At 45.6% G+C, this 26,231-nt stretch carries 22 protein-coding genes; 16 read left to right on the forward strand and 6 right to left on the reverse strand.

Annotated features, from left to right (window positions below; genetic code table 11):
- Positions 1-162: 162 nt before the first annotated feature.
- From NST45_RS29390 to NST45_RS29410, 5 genes are all read left to right on the forward strand, one after another.
- On the forward strand, positions 163-636 hold the full coding sequence (locus tag NST45_RS29390; RefSeq protein WP_051491028.1) for a type II secretion system protein: 474 nt from the start codon (positions 163-165) through the stop codon (positions 634-636).
- A gap of 117 nt (positions 637-753) precedes the next feature.
- On the forward strand, positions 754-1,503 hold the full coding sequence (locus NST45_RS29395; protein WP_036678545.1) for an A24 family peptidase: 750 nt from the start codon (positions 754-756) through the stop codon (positions 1,501-1,503).
- A 15-nt stretch (positions 1,504-1,518) separates the two neighbouring features.
- Positions 1,519-3,120: a pilus assembly protein PilM gene (gene pilM / locus NST45_RS29400; protein ID WP_036678547.1), complete on the forward strand. Its 1,602-nt coding sequence runs from the start codon at positions 1,519-1,521 to the stop codon at positions 3,118-3,120.
- A complete protein-coding gene (pilO, locus tag NST45_RS29405) occupies positions 3,104-3,709 on the forward strand; it encodes a type 4a pilus biogenesis protein PilO (RefSeq protein ID WP_036678550.1) in 606 nt (201 codons plus the stop codon). The genes pilM and pilO overlap by 17 nt, the downstream gene beginning before the upstream one ends.
- Before the next feature lie 196 nt (positions 3,710-3,905).
- Positions 3,906-4,508, forward strand: a complete 603-nt coding sequence (locus NST45_RS29410) for a DL-endopeptidase inhibitor IseA family protein (RefSeq protein ID WP_051491029.1) — start codon at positions 3,906-3,908, stop codon at positions 4,506-4,508.
- A gap of 37 nt (positions 4,509-4,545) precedes the next feature.
- Here NST45_RS29410 and NST45_RS29415 read toward each other — a convergent pair whose 3' ends face one another.
- Both NST45_RS29415 and NST45_RS29420 read right to left on the reverse strand, forming a co-directional pair.
- A complete protein-coding gene (locus tag NST45_RS29415) occupies positions 4,546-4,953 on the reverse strand; it encodes a CBS domain-containing protein (protein WP_036678552.1) in 408 nt (135 codons plus the stop codon).
- 153 nt (positions 4,954-5,106) lie between these two features.
- Positions 5,107-6,534: a VanW family protein gene (locus tag NST45_RS29420; RefSeq protein WP_036678554.1), complete on the reverse strand. Its 1,428-nt coding sequence runs from the start codon at positions 6,532-6,534 to the stop codon at positions 5,107-5,109.
- Between the two features lie 342 nt (positions 6,535-6,876).
- Here NST45_RS29420 and ftsE point away from each other — a divergent pair, with 342 nt between their 5' ends.
- From ftsE to NST45_RS29445, 5 genes are all read left to right on the forward strand, one after another.
- Positions 6,877-7,563 (forward strand): cell division ATP-binding protein FtsE, encoded by a 687-nt coding sequence (gene ftsE / locus NST45_RS29425; protein WP_036678556.1) that lies wholly within the window; start codon positions 6,877-6,879, stop codon positions 7,561-7,563.
- The gene (ftsX, locus tag NST45_RS29430) at positions 7,553-8,467 is read left to right on the forward strand and encodes a permease-like cell division protein FtsX (RefSeq protein WP_036678558.1); all 915 of its coding nucleotides are present in this window, start codon (positions 7,553-7,555) and stop codon (positions 8,465-8,467) included. The genes ftsE and ftsX overlap by 11 nt, the downstream gene beginning before the upstream one ends.
- Before the next feature lie 28 nt (positions 8,468-8,495).
- Entirely contained in the window at positions 8,496-9,794 is a 1,299-nt protein-coding gene (locus NST45_RS29435) for a peptidoglycan DD-metalloendopeptidase family protein (RefSeq protein WP_076140762.1), read from the forward strand.
- Positions 9,795-9,918: 124 nt separating this feature from the next.
- On the forward strand, positions 9,919-11,385 hold the full coding sequence (locus NST45_RS29440) for a S41 family peptidase (RefSeq protein ID WP_076107072.1): 1,467 nt from the start codon (positions 9,919-9,921) through the stop codon (positions 11,383-11,385).
- A gap of 120 nt (positions 11,386-11,505) precedes the next feature.
- Entirely contained in the window at positions 11,506-12,810 is a 1,305-nt protein-coding gene (locus tag NST45_RS29445) for a PDZ domain-containing protein (protein WP_339826266.1), read from the forward strand.
- A gap of 456 nt (positions 12,811-13,266) precedes the next feature.
- Here the strand turns inward: NST45_RS29445 and NST45_RS29450 are convergent, their stop codons facing one another.
- On the reverse strand, positions 13,267-13,920 hold the full coding sequence (locus NST45_RS29450) for a response regulator transcription factor (RefSeq protein WP_339824434.1): 654 nt from the start codon (positions 13,918-13,920) through the stop codon (positions 13,267-13,269).
- Between the two features lie 17 nt (positions 13,921-13,937).
- The gene (locus tag NST45_RS29455; protein ID WP_339824436.1) at positions 13,938-15,095 is read right to left on the reverse strand and encodes a sensor histidine kinase; all 1,158 of its coding nucleotides are present in this window, start codon (positions 15,093-15,095) and stop codon (positions 13,938-13,940) included.
- 164 nt (positions 15,096-15,259) lie between these two features.
- Here NST45_RS29455 and NST45_RS29460 point away from each other — a divergent pair, with 164 nt between their 5' ends.
- The 6 genes from NST45_RS29460 to NST45_RS29485 all read left to right on the forward strand — a co-directional run bounded on the left by NST45_RS29460 (position 15,260) and on the right by NST45_RS29485 (position 23,647).
- Positions 15,260-16,195, forward strand: coding sequence for an ABC transporter ATP-binding protein (locus NST45_RS29460; RefSeq protein ID WP_339824438.1), 936 nt, complete (start codon positions 15,260-15,262; stop codon positions 16,193-16,195).
- 17 nt (positions 16,196-16,212) lie between these two features.
- The gene (locus tag NST45_RS29465; protein WP_051491030.1) at positions 16,213-17,385 is read left to right on the forward strand and encodes an ABC transporter permease; all 1,173 of its coding nucleotides are present in this window, start codon (positions 16,213-16,215) and stop codon (positions 17,383-17,385) included.
- Positions 17,378-18,538: an ABC transporter permease gene (locus NST45_RS29470; RefSeq protein WP_339824440.1), complete on the forward strand. Its 1,161-nt coding sequence runs from the start codon at positions 17,378-17,380 to the stop codon at positions 18,536-18,538. The genes NST45_RS29465 and NST45_RS29470 overlap by 8 nt, the downstream gene beginning before the upstream one ends.
- Before the next feature lie 122 nt (positions 18,539-18,660).
- Positions 18,661-18,984 (forward strand): L-rhamnose mutarotase, encoded by a 324-nt coding sequence (locus tag NST45_RS29475; protein ID WP_038573529.1) that lies wholly within the window; start codon positions 18,661-18,663, stop codon positions 18,982-18,984.
- 222 nt (positions 18,985-19,206) lie between these two features.
- Entirely contained in the window at positions 19,207-20,361 is a 1,155-nt protein-coding gene (locus tag NST45_RS29480) for a cation:proton antiporter (RefSeq protein WP_036678577.1), read from the forward strand.
- A gap of 277 nt (positions 20,362-20,638) precedes the next feature.
- The gene (locus NST45_RS29485) at positions 20,639-23,647 is read left to right on the forward strand and encodes an efflux RND transporter permease subunit (RefSeq protein WP_339824442.1); all 3,009 of its coding nucleotides are present in this window, start codon (positions 20,639-20,641) and stop codon (positions 23,645-23,647) included.
- Between the two features lie 69 nt (positions 23,648-23,716).
- On the opposite strand, the gene NST45_RS29490 is transcribed toward NST45_RS29485, so the two are convergent.
- Positions 23,717-24,904 (reverse strand): copper amine oxidase N-terminal domain-containing protein, encoded by a 1,188-nt coding sequence (locus NST45_RS29490; protein ID WP_038573525.1) that lies wholly within the window; start codon positions 24,902-24,904, stop codon positions 23,717-23,719.
- A 43-nt stretch (positions 24,905-24,947) separates the two neighbouring features.
- On the reverse strand, positions 24,948-26,228 hold the full coding sequence (locus NST45_RS29495; protein WP_339824444.1) for a hypothetical protein: 1,281 nt from the start codon (positions 26,226-26,228) through the stop codon (positions 24,948-24,950).
- Positions 26,229-26,231: the final 3 nt, after the last annotated feature.

Raw genomic sequence — 26,231 nt, forward strand, 5'->3', positions numbered from 1 at the left:
AGGGGTGACGCCGGGGAGGCGGGGCAAGATCCACGAACTTACGCTGGCGATTAGACGACGATGGACGAGCTGTTTCCGTAAGCACAAGAAAGATGATGCTGGATTCACTGAAATAAAGGATATAGGTCTTATCATCACACACCACTTAGAGGGGGAAATCAAATGTTAGCACAAGCCATTAAGAGAAGATTAAGCAAAGAGGAAAATCAAAAGGGGTTTACGCTGATCGAGTTGCTGGCGGTTATCGTTATTTTGGGGATTATTGCGGTAATTGCAATACCGATGATTGGTGGAATAATTAATAAATCAAAAACGGATGCAGATTTAGCAACTGCTCGACAGCTTTATGATGCATCTCGTATGTATATTATGGGCGAATTAGATGGAGATTTTAAAGGTAAGACAGTAACTCTTGAAGCACTTAAGGATAAAAAATATATTGATCAGACTCTTGTTTTGCCTAGTACAAAAAAATCATTAAATGGTACAAAAACAACAATAGTATATACTTCGGACGGTGTACTTCAGAAAGTAACATTAGATCCAGTTCCTACGGGTGAGAGTGGTGAATATTCCGCTGATAAGGTGCTTAGTGCAGAGCCAGCAGCGTCACCAACGCCAGCACCAACAAATTGATCTGGTGGCTAATAGGAGTATCTAATTAATCTCTATAAATTCAAACTTACAATCTATCCTAAGGAATCGGACTTCCCGATTCCTTTTTTAAAATCCAGAAGCTAACAGAGGACAACCATGACGATATTTATCGTAAGTTACATCACATTACTGGGTCTGATTCTAGGCTCCTTCTATAACGTAGTGGCGCTACGGGTGCCGGCCAAGGAATCCTTGCTTAATCCGCCGTCACATTGCCCGAACTGCAACACGCGGCTGAAAGCGCGGGATTTGATTCCGGTGGTAAGCTACCTGCTGTCAGGAGGCAAGTGCCGATACTGTGGGACAAGGGTATCGCCATTATATCCGCTTGGAGAAGCGGCAACGGGTTTGCTTTTTCTATGGGTGTATTTGCAATTTGGCCTGACGGGTAAGGGAATCATCGGGTTCATTCTTGTAAGTTTAGCGGTTATCGTGACGGTTGCGGATTTGAAGTACATGCTGATTCCCAACAAGGTATTGTTGTTTTTTTTACCGCTGCTGCTGATTCTTGTACTGCTATTTCCGGATGGACCGATATGGCATCATCTGCTAGGAGCTGTGCTTGGGGGAGGGGTTCTTATCCCTTTTGTTCTATTAGGTGGCATGGGGGCTGGAGATGTGAAGTTATTTGCGCTGCTGGGTTTGGTGATTGGCTTTCCGAATGTGATTTTGGCTTTTTTTGTGGCTTGTTTGCTTGGGAGCGTGGTGGGCGGACTGCTGATGCTGCTCGGTGTAATCAAACGTAAACAGCCGGTACCCTTCGGCCCATGGTTAGCTATAGGAGCTTTAATTAGTTTTGGATATGGCTCACACATCATCGGCGCGTATCTCTCGCTTATCGGATAGGAGGACATTGATCACATGCTTGGATTAGGCCCCAAAGTGGCCGGACTTTCAATTGAAGCTGCCGGAATCCGTTATATTAGTTTTAAGAATAAACAGTCATGGGAAGTCCGTAAAAAACGGTTTCTCCCGCTCCTTCCAGGCATGATCATTGAGAATCAGGTGGCGGATAGCGAGGCGCTTTATGATCGGGTAAGGCAGTGGGTGAAGAAGGAAGGCTTACGGGGCAGTAAGGTTTCTTTGTCCATTCCCCCTTCACAGATCATTATCCGTAAAATGAGTATTCCTAGTACCAACGACAAACAGGTAGAACAACTGGTGAAGCTGGAAGTGGAGACGGGACTGCATTTACCTTTTGAAAATCCTGTCTATGACTATGTAACGCTCGAAGTGGATGAGGAGCAAAGTCACCTGCTCGTATTTGCTGCTCCGCGAAAATCGATTCAGGATTACGTAGAAGTTCTGGAGCGGGCGGGTCTTCGGATAAGCAGTGTCGAAATTTCGGCAACCGCCTTGGCGCGTGCTATAACCACTGGGCACGGGGAGAGCTTTGCGGAGACGATGCTGATTAATATGGAGCCATCGGTAATGGACATTTATATGTTCAGAAACGGGAATCCGGTCTTCATTCGTACGATAAACTTACTTGATCTACATAAAGGAAGAAATTTAGCGGGAATGGATCTTTTGACAGACAGTGAAACCTTGGCAGAAACAGCTGTCGCTGTAGAAGAACATTTATCACCCGAGCAAATGGTTGAAATCACTGCGGAAATCTCCCGTATGCTCAGCTTTTATCAATACAGCTTGCATGACGGTTCCACTCGTATCAACAATTTAGTGATTACGGGCACTCCCTCGATTCGTAAACAACTGGACCTAGAACTCCAGCAGTCCCTAGCTGAACTTGTAATAACACCAATAAGTCTGGAACAGATGGCTAGTGCTGCTGTTTCTGACCCTGAACTAAATGATTACCGCGTAGCTGCCGGGACCGCTCTAAAAAATAGCATCAACACGGATACGATTGATTTATTGCCGAGAGAAGATCGGGAGACGTTGCTATTTCCTTATGTCACGATGGGGCTTGTAGCGATCTGGCTGCTGGGGATGATCGGAACGGGGATTTATTTTTCGGCCAATAAGGGTCAGATTTCTAATGGTAAAGAAGAGCTGCAAGGCCTGCAGGATCGCAGTTTAATGCTCCAAGTAGAGCTCGCGAAGCTTAAAAACAGCGGACCTGGACAGCTAGATCGGAAAGCAGCCATCACAGTGCTTCAGGACAATAAGGTGATTGCAGTCCCTATCTTGGACGAATTAGTGGAGGGATTGCCTAAGGAGGCACTAATCCGTGATATTAACTATACCTACCGGACCTCTATAGATCTGACTGTAAATGTATCCACTATGGAGGATGCTTCCAACTATTTAAGACAACTTCGCCAAATGTCTTTTACGACCGATGCCTCTATTCAAAAGCTTACTGAAGGAGCCGCAGATGCCATTTCATACAATACGTATACGGCTATTTATAAAGTGAACTTAGCAGCGGCTAAGCTTCAAAACAGTGAAACGGATGCCAGCCAAGGGGAGGTGAGCAGCGATGGAACAGATCAATAAGTATCGCTCGCCGATTGTTCTGGGAGTGCTGATTTTGTTCCTGATATTGTTTGCGTTCTATATGCTGGGTGTTCAGCCGACCAATAAGGAAATTTCCGCACAGAGCAGCGAGATCGGTCAGTTGGAAAAGGAAGCAGAAGTCCTCCAAAACAAAATCTATGAGCTGAAGGGCAGCGGCACTGAGGGAGATCTAGAACAGAAGGAATTACTGGGGGAACTCCCAAAGGGCGATGACAGCGAAGGTCTGATTGTTGATTTGCGGGAGGTTAGCACGTCCTCACAAGCGCGGCTAAAGGATCTTAGTTTTGTTATGGATGAGGCTAATCCGATTCAGCAAATGACAGGTTCAGCTGAGGTGTCATTCCCGACGGTCAAACAGATCAAAATGACTGCAGTGGTGGAAGGGACATATTCGGGGATCCGGCAATGGATGGATGAACTACAAGCCTTACCTCGTATTGTGAATGTGGACTCTTTCAATTTTCAGCAATCCTACGAGGATCGTACTAAGAACAATACGGAGAGTATTTTGACTGCTAACGTAGCTTTTACAGCGTATTTTGAGGCCACCGCAGCAGCATCCGATTAGGGTTCTTGTACTACTTTATTTAACTATATTACTCCGCTTTTCCTGTGAATCAGGAGGGTGGAGTTTTTTTATATTTTCAAAAGAGTTGTAATACGTTTTCATTCCTCTGTTTATTGGGTATTTTAGCTTGCGGGGTGCATAAGCTGAAACAGTGGCGATCGCCTGTATTTTTCAGATGAAAGAGGAGGAACTTCAGATGAACAAAAAATGGATGCTTGGTTCGTTGGCCCTATCCTTAGGCCTTTTATCAGCAGGTAGCGGAGTTATGGCAGCTTCATCATCAGTGGGAAGCTCGGCAATAAAAAATGTGGCTGTGATTGGCACAGGAAAAGAAGGCCCAGCTACTATAAACAATTTGACGGTAAAAAGTGTGGTACCGCTTGTTGTACATGCCAGAGCAATCTATTTCTATACTAGCCGTGGGGGCAACTTTTTCCCGATGGAAACCTTCATGTATAAAGCGCAAGAGTACCGTTACCTTTCCAATGATATTGGGACAAAGGCGAAGCTGATGAATTACATAAAAAAAGCCTACACGCATAATGCAGCAGCTTATTATGTGCAGACTCAATTTTTGGAGCATGAAGGTAGAATGTCACAGGTGAATGCGGATCTTGGAAACTCATTAATGTTTGAAAAAGCCACCGCCCGAATGCTCTCCAAAACTGCAACAACCGCTGAATTTGACTTAACAGTTCCTTATTCGAGCGGGCAGGAAGGCAGTGAGTCGGTGTATGTGAAGCTGAAAAAGGTGAATGGATACTGGAGAATTGATACGTCACCGGATATTCTTTTTTGAGGAAGGGTTAGGGTAGAAGAGGAAGAGCAAAGAGGTTCTACGCTTGGGCGCGGATAAGGTCAGAGGTATATGCAACACCAACGAATTTACCTTTGCGAGTGATAATGACACAATCATTTTTCATAGGGTCTGGGCGGTTCATAGCGAGGCTCAATACCGTATCGAGTGGAGTGGAAATGTCAAGAATGAGCGGGGTTTTGTTCATAAGCTTCATGGCAGGTTCTCTGTAGAACAGATCTACTCCGGATCTTCCTGTAGCTTTTAAAAAGAAACGTTCGCTCATCAACAATCCGAGGGGTTCATTCATAGCATTGCAGACGACGATACATTTGGATTCTGGATGCTGAAACATGACGCGAAGAGCTTCTCTGCAAGTGCGTGAGGCAAAAATAGCGGGAGCACTGCGGACAATACCAGTAAGATCATTTACAAGAGCTGTTGTCATAGGATGTTCATCCTTTCTGATTATGGGTCTACTTCTAATGTACCCCTGAATCGTAAATTTCAAAGCCGTGTAACGTAAGCTACAGGTAAAATAGATTGCTGGCAAAAATAACCGGTCAGACCTTAGGGGCTCTGACCGGTTATTTGTTGTTAGCTATTCACTGCGGACCCCGTCCTCCACCAGCTGCTTTCGGGGGACATCGGGGATTATGGATTTGCTCACGCCTCCACGATTAATGGCGATTAATCGTTTTTGTGCGTAATATACGTCGCGGGACAGTTTATTCACCTCAGTGGATTTACCGTCAACATACTTTGTAATGTAGGTTTCTACAATATATCCGGTTTTCCCATTTTGAATAACGCGTGAGCTGCCACGAGGCAGTGAAGAATCGTTTACGTATTTATCGACTGGAGGGAGCACCTCTACTGTTTTTGAATGAACTTTGTAAGTGACATTTTGCGGAAACGTGCCGAACAGCTTTATGGTCAGTGATTTACCCTGCACAGCTGCTTTAATTATGAGATATTTGCCAGTCGTATTGCGAAAACGAAAGTTGATATAACCTTCAGCGAATGTTGCGTCCTGACCTTTGGGCAAGTAGTTGACGGGCAAGGAATGATTACGGCGTTCCACAATTTCTAGCCCTATACGCAGTGCGGCATTGTAAAGAGTGCTCGACACTTGGCAGATCCCTCCACCAACACCTGCTTGCAGCTTGCCGTTCACAATCACCGGCGCTTCACGGAAGCCGTAATTCACCTTTGCTTTTTCTATAGCTTTTCCATAATCAAAGACGGCTCCAGGCGGGAGAATGGTTCCATCCACAGCTTTGGCAGCAGCTTCTACGTTGTAGCTTCGTCCAGGTCCACTTGCACCTAGAGAGGTGCTGAATTGCATTACTTTTCGCTCGATACCTTGTTCCTTTAATTTCTTTAATGTTATGTCAGGCTGCAGGATTAACAAAGGGACTTCCATCGTGATTCCCTTCTCCAACAGGGTATTCAGATGATTGAAGCTGGTGGGGGCAGCTGCTCCTAAGGAAGTCTCCAGAGCTGTCCAATCGACCTCCAGGGAAGTTTTCTCAGAAGTATATACGATTCGGTCATCGCCTGTAATTCGCCGCGTAGCGTCCACTGGTTCACCAAAGGACTCCTTCTCCCAAGTGGGACTTAGAATTTTCTGGAATTGTGCGATTTCCAGATGCGTTTCAAGCTTCCACAGCTGAGGGAAGTTATAGCGTGCCTTTACCCGCTCCCAAAGTGTTCCTTCGGCAAGCTCTTTTAAGCCCTGCTGAAAAGCAGCGGCTTCATAACTCAACCCAGTCTTACTAAGAGTTAGGGGTAAATCTGCATTGCCCTCCACTTTTAGCACTAGAGGGACGGATTCGAGGGCACGCAGCCGCTGATCCAACTGGGAGCGGACCTCGGTGAGGGTCATGCCTCCGACCTGCCAGCCGGCAAGGGTTGTACCCTTTGGAAGCGTAGTTTTGCTGCCATATAGATGAAGCCCTCCGTAAATGCAGGAGCCGATAAGGACGAGTGCGATGACCACTATGAGGGCAGCATGGATTTTTTTCATAATTAATCTCCTTTTGGGGATTTGGATTGCGCTAAGCAGGCGCGGCCCTGTAACAAAACTTAAAGAACACTTCGTGGGATACCGATAATAACTTAGTAAGAAACAAGTAGTCTCTAATAAAGGGAGTTACGACATCTGATAACAGGCACCGTTAGGTGCTTTTTTATATGTATATGTCCAGTCACTACAAAACTTTCGAATCGTCGTGCAGTTACGGGGTACTCAATCAGTTACAGATTTGTTACAATAGATACATTGCGGAAATATTGAAGTTTATGGAAACTTGAGGTGGACAATGTCGATTCGCACAAGTGGAAAATGTCATAATTGGGAAGTGAGAAAATGATTGAAATGCAAGATGTATGGAAAACGTACCCTAACGGAACTCACGCACTGCAAGGAGTTTCAGTGAAAATCGACCGCAATGAATTCGTGTACGTTGTCGGCCCTTCCGGCGCGGGTAAATCTACTTTTATGAAATTGATTTATAGAGAAGAAGTGCCTACCAAAGGACAGATTTCGGTGGGAGGTTTCAATATAGGAAAGCTAAAACCACGCAAAATCCCTTATGTCCGCCGTAATATCGGCGTTGTATTTCAAGATTTTCGGCTTTTGCCCAGAATGACGGCATACGAGAATGTAGCTTTTGCTATGGAAGTTATTGAAGCGCCGAAAAAAGTCATCAAGAAACGTGTGAATGAGGTTCTTGATTTGGTTGGGCTGAGAAGTAAAGCGAATCGTGAGCCCTCACAGCTTTCTGGTGGTGAGCAGCAACGGATCGCTATTGCACGGGCTATCGTCAACAATCCTTCTGTTATTATTGCGGACGAGCCTACAGGTAACTTAGACCCCGAGACTTCATGGGGCATTATGCAGCTGCTTGACGAGATTAATTTTCGTGGAACAACGATTGTAATGGCTACCCATAACAGAGATATTGTGAACAAAATGCGCAAACGGGTGCTTGCGATTGAGAATGGAAACATTGTCAGAGACCAAGCGAGAGGGGAATATGGTTATGAGTTTTAAAACCTTCTTGCGACATGTGCGGGAAGGCTTTAAAAGCGTATTCCGTAATGGCTGGATGTCGATCGCCTCAATCACTTCGATTGTTGTTTCTCTTTTTGTTCTAGGTGTATTTATTCTTCTTGTCCTCAACGTAAATTCTGTAGCTGATGAGGCAGACAGTCAGGTACAGATCAAAGTGCACCTAGCTTTGAATACAGATCAGAAGATGCGCGAGACCCTGCAGACTGAAATTGGCAATATGCCGGAGGTCAGCAAGATTACGTTCATCTCCAAGGAACAGGGACTTAAAGATCTCCGCGCGGATATGGGCGAGGAGGCAGCAGAGCTTCTGGAAGGGTTCGATGAAGATAATAACCCGCTTCCAGATACCCTTCAGGTAGAGGTTATTGAACCTACAACCGTTGCTTTTGTGGCTGAGAAGATTCAAGCCCTTAACAAGACACATACCGAGCAGCCTATCTACAAAGTGAAATATGGCAAAGGCTCGATAGAAACATTGTTTAAAATCACGCGTGCCGTACGTAACATTGGCTTTATTTTTGTAGCGGGGCTGGCACTTATGTCTATGTTCCTCATCTCCAATACTATTCGGGTGACGATTCTTGCCCGGCGTAAAGAGATTGGGATTATGAAGCTGGTAGGCGCGACAAATTATTTTATTCGTTGGCCTTTCTTTATAGAAGGGGCATTAATTGGACTCATTGGATCATTGATTACTTCGGGCGTTTTATATGCCGGCTACAACGGTTTGGAATCTTCGGTACAGGGAGATCCTATGCTCGGATTGCAGTTGATCCCTTTCAGTGATATTTGGCTGCTGCTCGTGGGTCTGTTAGTTGGACTAGGCGTGCTAATCGGCGTCTGGGGAAGTACGGTTTCTATTCGTAAGTTTTTGAAAGTTTAATTTAAGAGTGAAGGATGGGGAGTGCGAGTTGAAGAAGATTGCCGCCGGACTAGCCGTAATGTTACTAGCTGTCACTATATTCCAACCCTCTGATGGATATGCCAAAAAAACAAGTGTTGCCGAGATCGATAAGCAATTAAAGCAGCTGCAACAAGAGGTGCAGGAAGCTAAGGCGCAGCAAGAGAAAGCGGAGTCCCAAACACAGGAAGCGCAGCACTATAAGAATAAGACAAATATTAATTTACAATATGTATTGCAGCAAGTGGATCAAGTTAAAGGTAAAATGACCGAAATCTCTAACAAAATTTCCGATACAGAAGAATCCCTTAACGTTACAGCAACGGAATTGGATGAAGCAGAGGCACGAGTGGCCTCAAGAGAAGAACTCTTAGGATCCCGTGTCCGGTTGATGTACACGGATGGAGCGGTGTCTTACCTAGATGTTTTGCTCTCATCGACAAGCTTCTCTGATTTTCTGGGCCGCACCGATTCGCTTAAGATGATTGTGGATCAGGATCAGGAGCTGTTAGTCCAACACAAGCTGGACAAGCAGACAGTTGTAGAGAAGAAGCAGGAGCTTGAGGGGCAATATGCTCAAGCCAAGCAGTTATACACCTCCTTGGAAAATCAGAGAAGCCTGCTGAAAGAGAAGGAAGCGGAGAAGCAGGAGCTTATCGCATTTTATGATAAGCAGCTTCAAGAAAGCGATGATCTAAGTGAAGAGCAGAACGAGAAGCTGGTTAAGCTGGCGAGCGAACGTTCTGCTTTGGAAACCCAAAAGGATAAGATTAAAGCTGAGGAAGCGGCTCGCAAAGCAGCAGCCGCCAAAGCAGAAGCAGCACGCCGGGCAGCAGCAGCGGCCAAGAAAGCTGCAGCTAGCAAGGCAAGCAGCAGTTCAAGCTCCAGCTCCTCAACCGCGTATGCTGGTGGAGATGGACCCTTCCTGCTGCCTGTAGGTTCGGCAAGAATCTCTTCCTCCTACGGACCACGGACACACCCAATTACGGGTGAGAAGGGGAAAGTACACACCGGGGTAGACTTTGCAGTTCCACAAGGAACCAATATTCATGCGGCTGATTCCGGAACGGTAATCGTAGCTGAATGGTATAGCGGCTATGGATATTGTGTAATTGTTGATCATGGCGGCGGAGTTTGGACCCTCTACGGACATATCCGTAAAGGTGGTATCAAGGTTAGCCCTGGGGATAGAGTCAATCGTGGGGATGTGATTGCTGAATCCGGTTCTACAGGTAATTCGACGGGCCCCCATCTCCATTTTGAAGTTCGGATCGACGGCAAGACAGTAAATCCGATGCCCTATCTCTAATTTTTAAGAACTTATAACTCATATTATTTGAACGTACGGCATATACTGGAAGAGATACCGTACCTTTCAGGACGGACTTATGGAGTTGTTTGCGAGATGGACAAGAAGGGACGGTGGGAACATCATGTTAAAAAAAAGCACAGCGGCGTTTATGATTATCGCCGCCCTGCTATGCGGTAGTCTGGTGACCTTGGGCGTGACGGGTTATAGTCATGTTATTGGACAAGCTGCAGGAGAAGGACTGGCCTCAGCATTGCAGGTTACTGGCCTTCAGCAGAAGGAATCCCAGAAGCTTGGAACTGCTCTCAGTCTGATTGAGAGCAATTACTACGAGACAGTAGATCGGGAGAAGCTGATAGACGGTGCTGTCAACGGTATGATGGAAGCGCTGGGCGATCCTTATTCCAACTATATGGGTAAAGAAACAGCTGAGAAATTCGAAGAAAGCATTGAGGGTTCCTTTTCAGGTATCGGTGCGGAGGTCTCTTCGGATAATGGCAAGGTAGTCGTGGTCTCTCCGATCAAGGGCTCACCTGCTGAGAAAGCTGGGATTCAGGCCAAAGATGTTATCTTGTCCGTTAACGGTGAATCGCTGGAAGGTATGGAGCTGAATGCAGCTGTTGCCAAGATTCGCGGTCCTAAGGGCAGTAAGGCCACTTTGAAAATACAACGTTCCGGCGCTGTAGAGCCGCTGGAATTTGTTCTTACCCGGGATGATGTGAAGCTCGAAACAGTCTACGCTACCATGGAAAAGGACAATGTGGGCGTAATCGAGGTTACGCAGTTCTCCTTGAATACCGCAGAACGATTCAAGGAAGAGCTGGAGAAGTTAGAGAAGCAAGGCATGAAGGGACTTGTTATTGACGTCCGCAATGATCCAGGTGGTGTTCTTCCGATTGTTATTGAAATGGCAGAGCAATTTGTTCCAGCTGGCAAATCTATAGTGCAAATAGAATACAAAGACAAAAAACGCGAAGTTAGCACCTCAAAAGGATCAAGTAAAGCTTATCCAGTGGTCGTGCTGATGAATAAAGGTAGCGCAAGTGCTTCGGAAATATTGGCGGGTGCCTTGCAGCAGTCGGCAGGAGCTAAGCTAATCGGTGACAATTCTTTCGGTAAAGGCACCGTGCAGACGAGCTTTGACAAACAGCTTGGAGACGGCAGCTTGCTGAAAGTTACCATTGCCAAATGGCTTACGCCAGACGGCACATGGATCCACGGCAAGGGAATTAAACCGGATATCGCGGTAGCGCAGCCGGATTACTTCTCGGTGGCTCCAATTAACAAAAGCGTGGCGCTGCAATATAATATGAACAACGCTGATGTGAAGAGTGCACAGACGATGCTGGACGGTTTGGGTTACAAGCCTGGACGTAAAGATGGCTATTTCGATGCTGGCACTAAGGACGCAGTGAAGAAGTTCCAAAGTACAGCAAAGCTCCAAGTCACAGGCATAATTGACGCCAAGACAGCGGAGGCGCTGGAAGCAGCGCTGATCAAGGTCATTCAAGACCCTGCTCACGACAACCAACGGAATAAAGGGATTGCTGAGATTCAGAAGGAAATTAAGGCGGCAGCGTCGAAAAAGTAAGAAGGCTGAATTCAGCCTTCTTTTTTTCTTTTAGATAAGAAAATGCCAACCGACGTAGAGGAATTAGAATATATACAAATCAGTCATCGGACGAAAAGGAGTGTGACGAACAGTTTGAATGTGATTCAGGAACTGTTAGGAAGCTTGGGCACTGCGTTCTTACACTTATTGATCCAGCCGTATTACTACATTGCTATTATATTTATTGCGTTATATTACCGTAGGCAGGTGGCATTAGAACGAAAGCTGATACATGTAAAATTACATAGCTGGGGTCAGGAAACGTGGCGGACGGTATGGAGTGGTTTAGTCATGGGTTTGGTCGTCTCTATAGCAGCCGTTCTGCTAGGAATATCGTTATCAGGTACCGCTGTAGCCTGTATTTGGGTAGTTAGTCTCGTGTTGTCGCTACTGCGTGTGCGGTATTTGTGCTTTGCGTATTCTATAGGCTTGTTAGGTATCATTCAGTTTGTAATTTCTTTCTTTCCAGATGCTTTAGATAGTGGAACGGTAGGGAATATTACCACCGCCATACGGGAGATGGATATTCCTGCTTTGCTAGTGTTAGCTGCGCTGCTGCACATGGCGGAGGCACTGCTGGCCCGCAGACAAGGGGCCAAGCTTGCAACGCCGCTCTTCCTGAAGGGAAAGCGCGGCATGGTCGTTGGCGGCTATCAGCTGCAGGCCTTCTGGCCGCTGCCGCTGTTCCTGCTGCTCCCATCGGGAGCAGGAACGGATTTGCCATGGCACTCGCTGCTCGGCGGCAGCCTTGGCATCGTCTCTTTGCCCGTCATCATCGGCTTCAGCGAGATGACACAGGGCATGCTGCCCGGGCGCAAGGCGGCCCGCACTGCAGGACGGCTGCTGATCTACAGCATCGTCCTGCTCGGCTTAAGCCTGCTTGCCGCTTGGTGGAGCCCGCTGACTCTGGTCGCGGCGCTCGCAGCCATTGTGCTGCACGAAGGGTTAAGCTGGTACAGCGCTCTGGAAGAGCGCAGCATCAGCCCCATCTTCGTGCATCCACCGCGCGGCCGCAAAGTGCTGGCCGTGCTGCCGGGCAGTCCCGGCCAGGAGCTGGGCATCCTGCCCGGCGAGATCTTACTGAAGGTCAACGGGGTCCTGTTGACCGATGCGGCGCAGCTACATGAGGCGCTGCGCATGAATCCAGCGTTCTGCAAGCTGGAGGTGCTGAACCGTGAAGGGGAGAGCAAATACCTTCAAAGCCCGATCTATGATGGGGATCACCATCAGCTCGGTATTATTTTGGTGCCGGAGACAGATGGGATGATTACCGCTGAGGCGAAGCCTTCCAGCATCTACAGCATCATCGGGATGAAGACAGGCATACGCAGTCGGAACCTTCCGGACGGCCAACTTAAACGAAAAAAGACCACTGAAGCCAAGCAGGAATCAGCGGAAGGATAACTAGAAGATGCCCCATAAGCCATGAAATGGTGAATGGGGTATCTTTGTTTTTGATTAGATGGTAATTTCGCGTGCGAGAAGTTGCTATCGGACCCAGTTGCCCCTAATCACAGCATTTTCGCTTTTTTAGAATGGTAACGGACCCCAAAGCCGCTATTGGCATCAAAAACACCCCAAATGAGCCTCTTTCTGAGGAATAACGTCGCTGGGGTCCGAAACTCTGCTCAAACGCCGATAAAATTGTAAATAGCGTCACTGGAGTCCGAACCCGCGTCCAAGGAGTAATGTCACTGGAGTCCGAACCGGCGCCCAAGGAGTAACGTCACTGGAGTCCGAACTCGCGCCCAAGAAGCAGCGTCATTGAAGTCCGTAAGCCCCCTCGGCTGATTATCAGGGGTCATACGTAAGAAAAACTAACTTTGGCAGTGGACTATTCACAGGCTATATGTTACTAGTTCAACCTTGCCTATTCTTCAAATAAAAAATTGCAATTTGCGTACGATCGCGGAGCTCTAATTTGCTTAATATATCCGTTATGTAATTTTTGACGGTACCCTCGCTTAAAAAAAGCTGTCCGGCGATTTCTTTGTTGCTATGCCCCTCAGCGATAGAAGACACTACAGCCAGCTCTGTTTTGGTCAATCCGAATGATTCCAGTGGCTGTACCTGTGGCAATTCTTGCAGTGCCGTAGGCTGCAGAAAGGTTGCCAGCTTGCGGGCGATATCAGGGTGGATAAGCATGTTCCCATCAAAAACCGTTTTAATGCCCTGGATGATCCGGTCTGGCGGTATGTTTTTGAGCAAATATCCACTAGCTCCGTTACGCAGTGCTTCAATGATATATTCATCGTCATCGAAAGTGGTCAGCATCAATATCGCAATTTGCGGAAAAGCCTGCTTAATCTTCTCCGTTCCTTCAACGCCACCGCAGCCGGGCATGCGGATATCCATCAGAGCTACATCGGTCTTTAATCCTTTTTGAAGTAATTCCAAGGCCTCGTTACCTTCACAAGCTGCTCCGACAACTTCAATACCTGGGTCCATACCTAGCAATACTTGCAGACTTTGGCGAATAAAGGGGTCGTCATCAACAATCAACACTTTAATCATTAGCATGGCTCCTTTCGTTATACAATCTCATCCTGCTTATAAATGGGCAGCCGCGTAATGACTGTAAAATGTGGTTCCTGCCTCAGTTCGAGTGTTCCACCGATTAAATGCGTTCGCTCGTACATTCCTTTCATTCCGTCCCCACCACGCCCCAATAATTTGCTGAGTTTCTCTCCTTCGGGAAGCGCTCCATTGTTGCTAACCTCCATAGTGATTCCTGCTTGCGCGTAGTCAATTTTGATCCGGATGGACGTTGCTTTTCCATGCCGCAAGGCGTTGGTTATAGCTTCACGGGCGTTTTTGTACAGGATTACTTGAATACTAGGATAGAGTGGATAAGGTATGCCCTGTACTTGGTATGAGGTCTCGATCCCCGTCTCACGTCCAATTTCTTCGAGCAGCCGGTCTAACGCATAAGCTCCCTCAAGCTTCGGAGTGTAGTTGATACGTTTAACTGCGGACCGCATATCGTCCATGCTGGCCGACAGCTGGTCACGAATCAATTCCATCATTTGCATTCCGCTCTCGGGAGAGGTGGGCAAGGTCTGGAGGGCGGCCTCCATCATCATTTTAATCCGGATTAGCCGGTGGCCGATATCGTCATGGAGCTGGCGTGAGATTCGGACGCGCTCTTTGGACTGGGCAGACTCTTCTACTTGCGTGCTGAACTCCAGCAGGCGGTTGCGAGCTTCATCGAGCTCGAAATGCTTTTTGCGCAACTCATCATATAGAAGAAGAGTGTCTTCGCGCCGCTGGCCAGCTTTTAATAATAGCTTATTTAGGTAGGCAGTGAGCAGAAATGAAAAGTTAATGTAAGTCACTACGAGCGATGGAGAATTCTGGAGTGCAACGTTCAAAGCTATCAGATGTACACCTGTGAACACGTAAGGCACTGCTTTAGGCTGGAGTCTAGAATAATAAAGCAGTGCTGATATAGCGGGGAAAATCATCATGCTGCCATATTGATAACATAACCAGGCCGTGAACAAGATTTCAATGATACTAATCAAAGCATGAATGGACCTAGGGAGCTTTGGCACCATGACCACAAGGAATAGAAGCATCAGGATATGCAGCGTGAAGATTCCATAATCGTTATATTGATAGACATAAATAGTAATAAACGCAGGGATTAAGATGAGTCCGTAACGCAATAAATTTAGCTCTCTGGGCACGCCTTAGTCATCCTTTATGTTTTTTAATAATCTTAGCATATTATCCCACTACTTCAGGAGATGACTTTAGTCACCTTCAAAAAATGACCTTTCGTACATCCGTAAAAATTCAACCTAGAATAAAATTGAAAATATAGAAGCACACACGACAGGGGAGATAAGAGATGGCAATCGCGGTGTTGACCGATGTGGTGAAACGGTATGAGAACAAATTAACGGTAGATCATGTGAATGTTACGATCCAAGCAGGAGAGATCTTTGGTCTGCTGGGCCCGAATGGGGCAGGTAAAAGTACAACTATAAGTATGATTTGCGGCCTGCTAAAGATTGATAGTGGAGACATTGTTATTGATGGGTTATCAGTCTCTTCGTATGCACTGGAGGTTAAGAAAAAAATCGGCTTAGTTCCGCAGGATTTGGCTTTGTACAATACAATGACAGCAGCTGAAAATGTAACTTTTTTCGGAAGATTGTATGGTTTGCGGGGAAAATTGCTGAAAGAGCGGGTGACGGAAGCTCTTGCTTTCACAGGACTTAGTGACCGTGCCAAAGAAAAACCAGCCACCTTCTCCGGAGGGATGAAGAGACGTTTGAATATCGCCTGTGCCATCATGCATCATCCAAAGCTGATTATTATGGATGAGCCGACCGTAGGGATTGATCCGCAGTCTCGTAATCATATCCTTGAGTCGGTCAAAGAGCTCAATCGGCTTGGCTCAACCGTCATTTACACTAGTCATTATATGGAAGAGGTTGCAGCCATTTGTGATCGGGTAGCGATTATGGATAAGGGACATATCATTGCTTGTGGTACGGAAAAGGAGCTGCGGGAACGGGTTTCTAAGGAAGAAAAAATAGTGGTCAAAGCAACGAATATCACCCCGGAGCTAATCAATGAGCTTAGTCTACACCCGCGGATCACGAGAGTGGAAAGTAAAGAGGGAACGGTAGAAATGTATCTCCCCTCCTCACAGGATGAGCTGCAGGATATCTTATTTATTTTTGCTAAACATGAAGGGGTTATTGGTTCTTTGAATATAGAGGAGCCGGATCTGGAGACATTATTCCTTAGTTTGACAGGACGGACATTGCGCGATTAAAGGAGGGAGAGAACGCTTTGAGAAATATTTGGACAATTATGATTTATGAGCTTCGCAGGCTGTTTATTTCACGCTCAATCATCATTAATATGTTTCTGCTACCGCTGCTTTTGATCTTTCTGCTGGGTGCCTCCCTTTCCAGTGTAATCGGTGATAAGGCAGCGTCTGAGATTGATCCAGTACGTGTTGGTATAGTTAATCTTTCTGGAGAAGGATATGAAAGCTCGGCGATGATAGACAGCTTTTTGAAGACGCCGGAGCTTAAGGATATCATCATTCCGGTCAAAGTAGGGAGCCGAGAGACAGCGGAAAGCGGCTTGCGTACCGGAAAATATGGTTATGCGGTTATTGTTCCTCCAGGCTTCGATAAAAAAGTACAAAGCGGTGATACTGCACAGCTAGAGTTTATTCTGGGTAAAGATCGGACAGATAATATGGTTGCGGGGACGGTATTCGATAACTTTTTGAACAATATTAACTATAAGCAGTCCGTAGCTATGACGCTGGGTCCAGAAGCTTTGACCGTTACTGCACCAAGTTCGGGGGAGCAGCCTTCTGTTAAGGTTGGGGCGCTCAGTGAAGGTGGCCGATCCTATACAGCCTCCCAATTCTATGCGGTATCCATGATGCTGATGTTTCTGCTATATAGCGGTTTGACCGTCAGTACCTCTCTTTTTAATGAAAAAGAAAATCATACCCTCTTCCGAATAACTTCAATGCCGGTAAAAGGTTCTGAGCTGTTTATTGGTAAAATGTTAGGTGTAGGGGTTGTAAGTGTAGTGCAGTGTGCAGCGATTATTATCCTGACTCACTTGTTGTTTGGCGTAAATTGGGGCAATCGTCCGGGCTTGCTGCTGCTCTTCTGTCTCTTAATGATCATTGCTTCCATGACGTTATCGATTGTCATTTCAATGTTTAGCAAAACTAAAGCAAGTGCAGGAAGTATTATTAATGTTATCACTGTGGTCATGACCTTTATTAGTGGAGGGATGGCTCCACTTCCGGAATCATGGGTGAACTCCGTCGGGGCATTTACCCTGAATCACTGGGTGCTACAAGCTGTTCTAAAAATGATGCTGCATGCAGAGGTCTCAGAGATTTTGCCGAATCTGCTGGTCATGTCGATCATCTGTCTAGTTCTATTCAGTGGAGCGGTTATCTCGTACCGGAAGGTAGGTTACCATGGATAAGATCTTAACGATTGCTTGGAATATGGTGAAAAGAACGATCGGTTCTCGGAATGGGCTGCTTACGTATATTCTTCTGCCCTGTATTGTCGTGTCGGTGATAGTAGCAATTAGTGGAAGTATGGGTGAAAGACCGGCTACTATTTTATATTCGAATATGGATGATGGTGCAGCAGGTAAACATTTGCTTACCGAGCTGGAGAATACCGGTGATTATAAGCTTGTTGAGAAGACAGATGAGGCTAATTTGAGGGAGAGTATTATCGATCAGAACGGAGAAGCCGGTGTTTTGATACCGCAAAACTTCACCTCCGCACTGCTTGCTGGAGAAGAGCCGCAAATTAGTGTGTATGAGCTTAAGGCTACCGAAACATCAATTATGGTAAAAATGAAAATCAGTGTAATTGCTGATGAAATGCGAAACACTGCTGGACTAATTGGAGCAGCTCGGGCTGAGGCTACTGGCTCGGACTCACAGTTTGCTGCCGTAATGCAGAGAGCAGAGCAACATAGTGTAGGCAGTATAAGAACAGATTATGATTTATATCCAAAAGAGGGCTTAAGCATCGTCACAGGATTTACTTTGATGTTCTTAATGGGGCTGGTTACAAGTTCAGTGTCACTTATTATGGATGATCGAAGAGAACGAACGATGAAACGTATGTTCAGTGCCCCGGTTCGTTCGTATGAGATTGCCCTCGGTAATTTTCTGGGAAGCTTCATCGTTGGGTTAATTCAAATCGTTGTAGTACTTGCCTTGGGCCGTTATGTACTGCAGTTTGACTTTGGATTACCGCTCTACTTGTATTTCTTGGTTCTTGCAGCATTTATGCTAGTTTCCATGGGTTTAGCCAGTACGGTAGCAGGTCTGATTCGCAATCCTAATAATACTGGCATGCTTAATTCGCTGATCCTGACCCCGACCTGTATGCTTGGAGGCTGCTTCTGGCCGTTATCCATTATGCCGGACTATATGCAGAAGGCAGCTAATTTTGTACCGCAAAAATGGGCGATCCAAGCGATCGATATCGCTGCTACAGGTGGGGGCTGGAATGAATTATGGCTGCCCTTTGCCATCTTGGGCCTTATGGCCGCCGTGCTGCTGGCGATTGGTTCTGCTATTCTTCGTCCGAGTGAAGCCGGAATTAACGCTTAAGAAATTTCCGGAGAATATAGATATGCATAGCTTGGACTACTCTATTCAGGTACAATAATAGGTATCAAATGTCCCTAGTTCTTAATATGTGCAAAAGAGGGGATTTCTAGGAGGATGAGCAGATGAGCAGCAATAAATTGGCTTGGACATGGCGGGTGAAGGAAGAATGTTTAGAGGAGTATGTAGCTATGCATTTAAATCCTTGGCCAGAAATTTTGGAGGAGCACAGTAAGGCTGGTATTTCTAACTATTCCATCTTTCAGAATGGCAATCAATTTTTTTACTGTTATGAGTGTGAGGATAGTAAGGCGGCTTTTGATTACATTGCCAAAAGTGATGCCTGCAACCGCTGGAATGCGATTACCTCTAAGATGGTTGAAGGGTCATTTGATTTCAATGATGAGGTGCCTATGCAGCCCTTACGTGAAGTGTTCTATCTGAAATAAGTAATTGCATTCTAGAACAAATCAAATGTGCATAATTATATTATCGGCGCATCTGGTTTACAGTTATTTTAAATATAGGTATAATATAATTTATAAAGTTAAATTGAATAATTATTTGTTTTTTGGAGGAGCCTGTCAACAAGGGCTCCTCTTTGTCTTTTTTTGGCTTGGAGAAGCTCCTGGTTGGCAGTTCTTATATACAACAAGGGAGTGGATAGAAAGATGGAGTTTGTTTTATATCTTATGCTGATCATATTGTTCACCAAAGTAGCTGGTGATCTATCTGTGCGGCTTGGGCAACCAGCTGTGCTAGGCAAGCTTATTGTGGGAATCATACTGGGGCCTGCGGTACTGGGCTGGGTTCAGGATGGAGAGTTTATTCATTATATCTCTGAGATCGGTGTTCTACTGTTAATGTTCATAGCAGGGCTTGAGACGGACCTGGATCAATTGCGCAAGAACTGGAAATCAGCTTTTGCAGTAGCCGTCGGTGGAATTATATTACCCTTTTTGGGTGGATTCGCCTTAGGAGAAATGTTTGGTTTTGCTTATCATAATGCATTGTTTATGGGCGTTATTCTTAGTGCAACATCGGTCAGCATATCGGTGCAGGTGTTAAAAGATATGAATAAGCTGAACACACGTGAAGGCTCTACAATTCTGGGGGCTGCTGTAGTAGATGATATTCTGGTTGTTATTTTGCTCGCTGTTCTGATGAGCTTTTTCGGTACAGGGGCAGACGTTTCTATTGGTCTTCTAATTGGGAAAAAGGTGTTGTTCTTTGCCGTAGCGATTGTTGCCGGCTGGTTTATTGTTCCTCGGGTCATGAAATGGATGGCTCCGCTGAAGGTGACAGAGGCAGTTATCTCAGCAGCGTTAATGATTTGTTTCGCATTCGCCTATTTTGCTGAAATCATGGGGATGGCAGGAATCATTGGTGCCTTTGCGGCTGGGATTGCTATCTCGCAAACTTCCTTTAAGCACACGGTAGAATCCAAGCTCGAGCCGATTGCTTATTCGATTTTTGTGCCAGTCTTTTTTGTAAGTATCGGACTTAGTGTTTCCTTTGAAGGGGTAGGCAGTCAAATAGGCTTCGTGATCTTGCTTACGGTGGTTGCCATTCTGACCAAGCTGTTTGGTGGCGGTCTGGGCGCGCGTCTTACAGGCTTTGATAACCACTCGTCTGCCATTATTGGGTCAGGGATGATTTCACGGGGGGAAGTTGCGTTGATCATTGCCGCCACAGGGCTGCAAAGCGGCTTGTTACAGCAACAGTATTTTACTTCGGTCATTATTGTTGTCATTGTAACTACACTTGTAACGCCGCCACTATTGAAATTTATGTTCCGTGATCCAGTACGTGCGGAAGGGAAATAAACCATAACAAAAGGGAGTCCTGTTGGCCATTTATATGGCTAACGGGGCTCTTTTTTTATGCTCACGTTCCAGTTGCCATCATCAAGAAAAAGTACGGGGATCTGTCTGCAGAAGGGGAAAGTTCCCCGTCTTAAGACTGAGTACGAAACCAGCCGTAGGGCTGTTTTGACTTCAGCCAAAAATGACTAAACTAAATCTCGGGATGGAAATTAATACATAATCAAACAGACATAAGGGGAGTGCCAGAAATCATGTGGAGTGGAAGGGGAAAAAGAAAATGAAATGGTTAACAAAATGGTCGTTCGGTAACAAGGCTGCGGTGGGGCTTTTAGTAGTCATGGCTCTTGTGGTGGGAGGGATGAGCTACACTTCGTTACCGATGGAATTTATGCCAGAGGCGGATAATCCTCAAGTGACTGTAACTGTGCTGGGTCCTGGCCAGGATACACATGCTATGGAGACTAATGTAACGAAGCCGATAGAAGCTGGAGCAGCTTTTGTGAAAGGGAAGAAGGAAATACTGTCCACTTCCGGAGACGGATATGCGCAGGTGAATATTTTTTATGATTCGAAAACGAATATGAAGGATGCTGCGCAGGAGGTCCAGAAGGTCGTCGATTCATTGAAGTTTCCGGAAGGGGTAATGGCTCCTTTTGTACTTCAGTTGAATACCTCCATGATTCCTGTATCCCAGGTTACCCTTACTTTTGAAGAAGGCCTGACTAAAGAGAATCTTAAGCTTGCGGAAGAAACTATCATTCCAGAGATGCAAAAAGCTGAAGGGGTAGCGAACGTTGCTTTATATGGTAAGGTAACTCCGCAGGTCAGTGTTAAGCTGGACCCAAAATTAATGGCTGAGAAGGGAGTCACGACTCCACAAGTATTAGGTTTACTTCAAGGACGTAATGTTTCGGCATCCCTTGGGGAGCAAACGATTGGTGGGCAAACCGGTAATGTTAACGTAGTTTCTACGATAGATAGTATGGATACTTTAAAAAAGCTTCCTGTATCTGCGGGCGTTAAGCTGCAGGATATCGCTGCTGTCGAATTGAAGCAGGATCAGGAAAGTGTCAGCCGTTCGAACGGGAAAGACGTTCTATTCGCCATTGTGACCAAAGAGGCTAATGCGAATGCAGTCAGTGTCGGAGATAACATTCAGGCTGCCGTAGATCATATTAATAAAACTATTCCTAATGCAGAAGCAGCAGTGGTATTCAGTACATCGGATATGGTAGTTACCTCGGTGAACAGTATGATGCGTGAGGTATTGCTAGGTGCATTATTTGCGACGATCGTGATTCTGTTGTTCCTGCGTAACCTGCGGGCTACTCTGATTACGGCAGTATCCATTCCGCTTTCGTTAGCGGTCACCTTATATCTGCTGAACATTTCCGGCATAAGCTTAAATATCATTACACTCGGGGGAGTCGCGGTTGCGGTAGGCCGCTTGGTCGATGATAGTATCGTGGTGATTGAGAACATTTACCGTAGGCTGCAAAAAGAACCCCTTTCCCGTGAAATGATTATTAGCGCAACTGGGGAAGTGGCTAGAGCGATTACCTCATCAACCATTGCTACTGTAGCAGTATTTCTGCCGATGGGTCTCTTGCGTGGTAGTTTGCAAGCTTTCTTACTGCCGTTTGCTTTAACAGTGACCTATTCATTGCTTACTTCACTCGTAGTAGCTTTGACGGTTGTTCCTCTGTTAAGCTCATGGCTGCTGAGAAGGACATCAATGAAAGAACATGAACCTTCTAAATGGTTTATCCGCTTTCTGGACTGGAATCTTCGCCGTAAATGGGTTAGCTTATCGTTGGGTCTCCTGCTTCTGATTGGCTCCATTGCTGCTTATGTGACTATGCCAAAAGGGGCACTCGATGCATCAGATGCCAGCTATGTTTCTGTTCAGATGAATTATCCGAAGGATGTTCCTGTCAAAGATATTTTGGAAAAGGGAAAGCAGTTAGAACAAGATTTGATGAAGCAGCCACAAGCAGAAACGGTAATCATGCAATCAGGGAATAGTGCGGACGCCGCTAAGTGGGGGAATGTTACCTCTGAAACCTTAGTGGACTATACCGTTGTTATGAAAAAAGGTGCAGATGCTCAGGCTTTTATTGATCATGTTCGTGAGGTAAAAGATTCATACACTGGAGCAACGCTTGTTGCCAACCAAATGAGCATGATGGGATCCAGCTCTACCAGCGAATATATTGATATTGTCGGAGATAATCTTACGGATATTACTAATGTAGCAACAGAAGTTACTGCTAAGCTGAAGACCGTAGAGGGGATTCAAAAAGTCAGCAGCAATATGGAGGATACCAAACCTGTATTTTCCTTTAAGGTAGATCCGGCGCAAAGCAATGCGCAGGAGATTTCGATGCAGCTGTCAGCGATGCTTAATCCGATTCCAATGGGGCAAATTGAGCTCGATGGTGACGCAGCAGGTGTAGTGTTAGATCCTATGGTTCAGCCGCAAACGGAGCAGGATTTAAAAGCACTGACGCTCATGACGGTTGAGGGGCCGAAGCCACTGTCTCAGCTCGCAACTTATGAGGTTCGGAATGAGCCTGCAATGTTGTTCCATAAAGATGGGAAGCCGTATGTACGAATTACAGCAGAGGTTGATCCGAAGAAGGTATCTGAGATCGGTGCGAATATTAAAAAAGAAACGGATAGTCTTACACTTCCGAAAGGCGTGACCTTATTTGCAGGCGGAGCGTCAGTTGATCAGTCAGAGGATTTCAACGACCTGGGTATGACGGCATTAATCTCCATCGGGTTGGTGTATCTGATCATGGTACTCACCTTTAAAACTCTTCGGGCTCCACTGGCGATTATGTTCTCCTTACCGCTCGCAGCGATTGGTGCGATTGTTGGACTTATCGTGTCCGGTGTAACGCCTGACTTCACAGCTCTATTTGGGGCGTTGATGTTAATAGGTATTGTTGTTACGAATGCCATTGTGCTCATTGACCGGATTAAGCAAAATGAAGCCACTATGAGTATCCACGAGGCTATTCTAGAAGCTGCCGGAACACGGATGCGTCCGATTCTCATGACGGCGATTGCCACCATTTGCGCCATGACACCGCTGCTGTTCGGCCATGCCGAGATGGGCAGCATCGTCTCGCAAAGCTTGGCGATTGTAGTCATTGGCGGCTTAACCGCAGCAACACTGCTTACGCTGATTGTAGTGCCGGCGATTTACGAGTTGTTCTACTTCCGTAAATCGGCAAAAGAGCGTAAAGGAGCAGAAAAAACTAATGCTCCGGCGCTTTAAATAGGCAAACGGCAAGCCTCCGGGTTAATGGGGCTTGCCGTTTTTATGTTTTGTTACAAATCCTTATAATTATGGAGTTAACTTGTCTACACTAATCGGATAGGTCTGATCCAGCATCCATTTGCCTGCTTTGGATTTCTTCAGCGTTGTGACAGAGGTGGAGCGGTTATCCTGAAACTCAGGACCCTTAAGCTTGATGCTCGTCTGAACCATATATACGGCTGTGGTATCCTGGGTATAATGAATGATTTTGGCAGATTCCAGAGTGAACTTTAGATCATAGACTGTGAAAATTTGGCTGAAGAGCTGTTTGGTTTGTTCGAGAGCAGGGGACTCAGGATCAATAGTAGATAGCACACCTTGAATATTCTCTGCATTGGTATAGTCCAAGTTGCTCTTAAGCACAGCTAATATATCCGTTTCATCCGACTTCGTCACAGCTGGCTTAGCGTTCAGCAGTTTATCTGGGAGTATATATTGTACGCCTTTAATCTGCAGGTTGTTGATTTTCCAGTCTTCAGTGCTGGCAGTACGCGTTAAGCTATAAATATATTCAGAGGTATTGTCTAAGGTGAATGGACCGCTGAGGTGTGTAGTCGTTTCAACGGCGTGAACCGTAGCCTCTGTGGGTTGAAGGCTGATAACCTCTAATTGATCAAGTGAAGTGGTCGAATCGTATTGTTCCATTTGGCTCTTAATCTGTGGCCCGATGACCACAAGAGGAGACTTGCTATCGATTAGGCTCATGAACCCTTCATAATTCTCATTGTTGGTATAGGTTACGTATTTTTCAAAAAAAGCATTGATTTCCTGCGGGTTTACCTGGTTAGTCTTGCCTGTAATGGTTACTGTCTTCGAGTGTGCATTCCAGGAGACTTCATTACCTGTAGCCTCCCCAACGAAGCGCAGCGGAATGTAAGTGGAATTATTGATGAGCTTAGGGGCAACAGAAAGTTGGGTTATTACACCATTGACACTGGCCTGCTTGCTGCCTAGTTGCAGTGTAATCGTAAGCCCTTCCTTAGTACCCGTTATGGTACCTGTGGTTTGATTCCAATCGATTGAAAGTCCTAGTTTTTCAAAAACCGGGCGAAAAGGAACGACAATTGTACCATTATCATTGAAGGGAGCCTGTCCCTTCAGTGCGAGCTGTTGCTGATTGATCTGAATGGAGATTGGCTTCTCTGCGGCATGGACAGGCCATGCGATAGCGGTAGAAAGAAGAGTTGCTGCGATTATGCTGGATATGGTTTTCATCTTGTGATTTCTCCTTTGAGTTATGAATGATAATTTAATGTTATTAGAGGATGACTCCACTAAGAGCCAGAGTAACCTTTGCTTGGAATAAAGCGTACTTTACTTTTTGCTTATCGAATTGCCGATTTAAGTTGAGTAAATCGAGCTTGTTCTGATCTGCCTGAGCCGCTGAGATTAACCCGCTATTTAGGAGAGTATCATTATCCTGGGAGACGCGTACGAGTTCCAATTGCTGCTCTTTTAGTTCTGAATATTCAAAATCAATTTCATTTGCTTCCGGCTTATAACTAGCCAGTTTTTCTTCGAGTTGTTGTTGTACTATATTTTTGTGTGCAATCTGGCTAGACCATAGGACTGAATAATAAGTGATGAGTTCAGCATCGGAAGCTTTAGCTGCGTCAAGATTATCTTTGGCGAGTGTGATACGTGCATCTTCTTCGCGTAAATCATAATTACTAGAGAGGCTAATTACTGTATTACAATTCACAGGCTCTGGTGCACTGGAGATGACATCATCCAGCAGGACTTCTGAATAGGATGATAATCCTAACTCAAGCTTAAATTGTTCTAACTGAGCTTCATAACTTCGAAGGTTACGTTCAAAAATAGATTTTTGTACTATGTTTTTACGATTAAAATCGTCCAAACTTCTCTTAGACAGAAGACCATGCTCATAGGACCGCAAGGTATCCTCAGACTGTTGAAACCAATATTGGCTTTCTTGTTTGTCATATTCAATCGTTTTTTTTAGAGAAGAGAGTTGATAATATTTCTGCACAGCGTAGTAGCGGATGAGGGCTTCTGTTTTTTGAAGTCGTAACTGATTAATTACTTTATCTGTTTCTAATGTGCGCAACTGGTCACGAAATTCCTTGAGCTGCGCTGTTTTAGTCTCTTGATTGTAACTGTTTTGGCTTTCAGTCTGAGCGCTAACCCATTGATTCAGAGATGTGTTAATCATAATTTGAATGAGAATGGATTGATTAACCCCTGCCTGTTCTTCTTTACTTAAATCAGAGTAACCAGGAATACTACTGATAAAAATATCAGGATTTACTGGCAGCAGTCTGCTAGTTATGACTACATTTTTTTGTTCCAGCTTTTTCTTTTCAGATGATACATACGAGAATTTGGAATCCGTTTCTGCAATATTCCATTGTGAGAGCTTGATATCTACATAGTTAGTTAATGCTAGCTGGATTGTTTCTTCCATGGAAAGCAATTTTGTTGCACTAGATACCTGCGTATCAGCATGAGCTGTAATGGAATGCGGCAATAGAAGTAATAAGAAGGAAAGTATCAAGAGAGCTGTTTTCTTTAACATTTA

Origin of the sequence: Paenibacillus sp. FSL R7-0163 (assembly GCF_037969975.1) — a bacterium.
GTDB classification, from domain to species: Bacteria; Bacillota; Bacilli; order Paenibacillales; family Paenibacillaceae; genus Paenibacillus_AQ; species Paenibacillus_AQ odorifer.

Bases quoted from the DNA above. Each gene is read 5' to 3' on its own strand.
- NST45_RS29390 (WP_051491028.1), top strand. From the start codon at position 163: ATGTTAGCACAAGCCATTAAGAGAAGATTAAGCAAAGAGGAAAATCAA.
- NST45_RS29395 (WP_036678545.1), top strand. From the start codon at position 754: ATGACGATATTTATCGTAAGTTACATCACATTACTGGGTCTGATTCTA.
- pilM (WP_036678547.1), top strand. From the start codon at position 1,519: ATGCTTGGATTAGGCCCCAAAGTGGCCGGACTTTCAATTGAAGCTGCC.
- pilO (WP_036678550.1), top strand. From the start codon at position 3,104: ATGGAACAGATCAATAAGTATCGCTCGCCGATTGTTCTGGGAGTGCTG.
- NST45_RS29410 (WP_051491029.1), top strand. From the start codon at position 3,906: ATGAACAAAAAATGGATGCTTGGTTCGTTGGCCCTATCCTTAGGCCTT.
- NST45_RS29415 (WP_036678552.1), bottom strand. From the start codon at position 4,953: ATGACAACAGCTCTTGTAAATGATCTTACTGGTATTGTCCGCAGTGCT.
- NST45_RS29420 (WP_036678554.1), bottom strand. From the start codon at position 6,534: ATGAAAAAAATCCATGCTGCCCTCATAGTGGTCATCGCACTCGTCCTT.
- ftsE (WP_036678556.1), top strand. From the start codon at position 6,877: ATGATTGAAATGCAAGATGTATGGAAAACGTACCCTAACGGAACTCAC.
- ftsX (WP_036678558.1), top strand. From the start codon at position 7,553: ATGAGTTTTAAAACCTTCTTGCGACATGTGCGGGAAGGCTTTAAAAGC.
- NST45_RS29440 (WP_076107072.1), top strand. From the start codon at position 9,919: ATGTTAAAAAAAAGCACAGCGGCGTTTATGATTATCGCCGCCCTGCTA.
- NST45_RS29450 (WP_339824434.1), bottom strand. From the start codon at position 13,920: ATGATTAAAGTGTTGATTGTTGATGACGACCCCTTTATTCGCCAAAGT.
- NST45_RS29460 (WP_339824438.1), top strand. From the start codon at position 15,260: ATGGCAATCGCGGTGTTGACCGATGTGGTGAAACGGTATGAGAACAAA.
- NST45_RS29470 (WP_339824440.1), top strand. From the start codon at position 17,378: ATGGATAAGATCTTAACGATTGCTTGGAATATGGTGAAAAGAACGATC.
- NST45_RS29475 (WP_038573529.1), top strand. From the start codon at position 18,661: ATGAGCAGCAATAAATTGGCTTGGACATGGCGGGTGAAGGAAGAATGT.
- NST45_RS29480 (WP_036678577.1), top strand. From the start codon at position 19,207: ATGGAGTTTGTTTTATATCTTATGCTGATCATATTGTTCACCAAAGTA.
- NST45_RS29485 (WP_339824442.1), top strand. From the start codon at position 20,639: ATGAAATGGTTAACAAAATGGTCGTTCGGTAACAAGGCTGCGGTGGGG.
- NST45_RS29490 (WP_038573525.1), bottom strand. From the start codon at position 24,904: ATGAAAACCATATCCAGCATAATCGCAGCAACTCTTCTTTCTACCGCT.
- NST45_RS29495 (WP_339824444.1), bottom strand. From the start codon at position 26,228: ATGTTAAAGAAAACAGCTCTCTTGATACTTTCCTTCTTATTACTTCTA.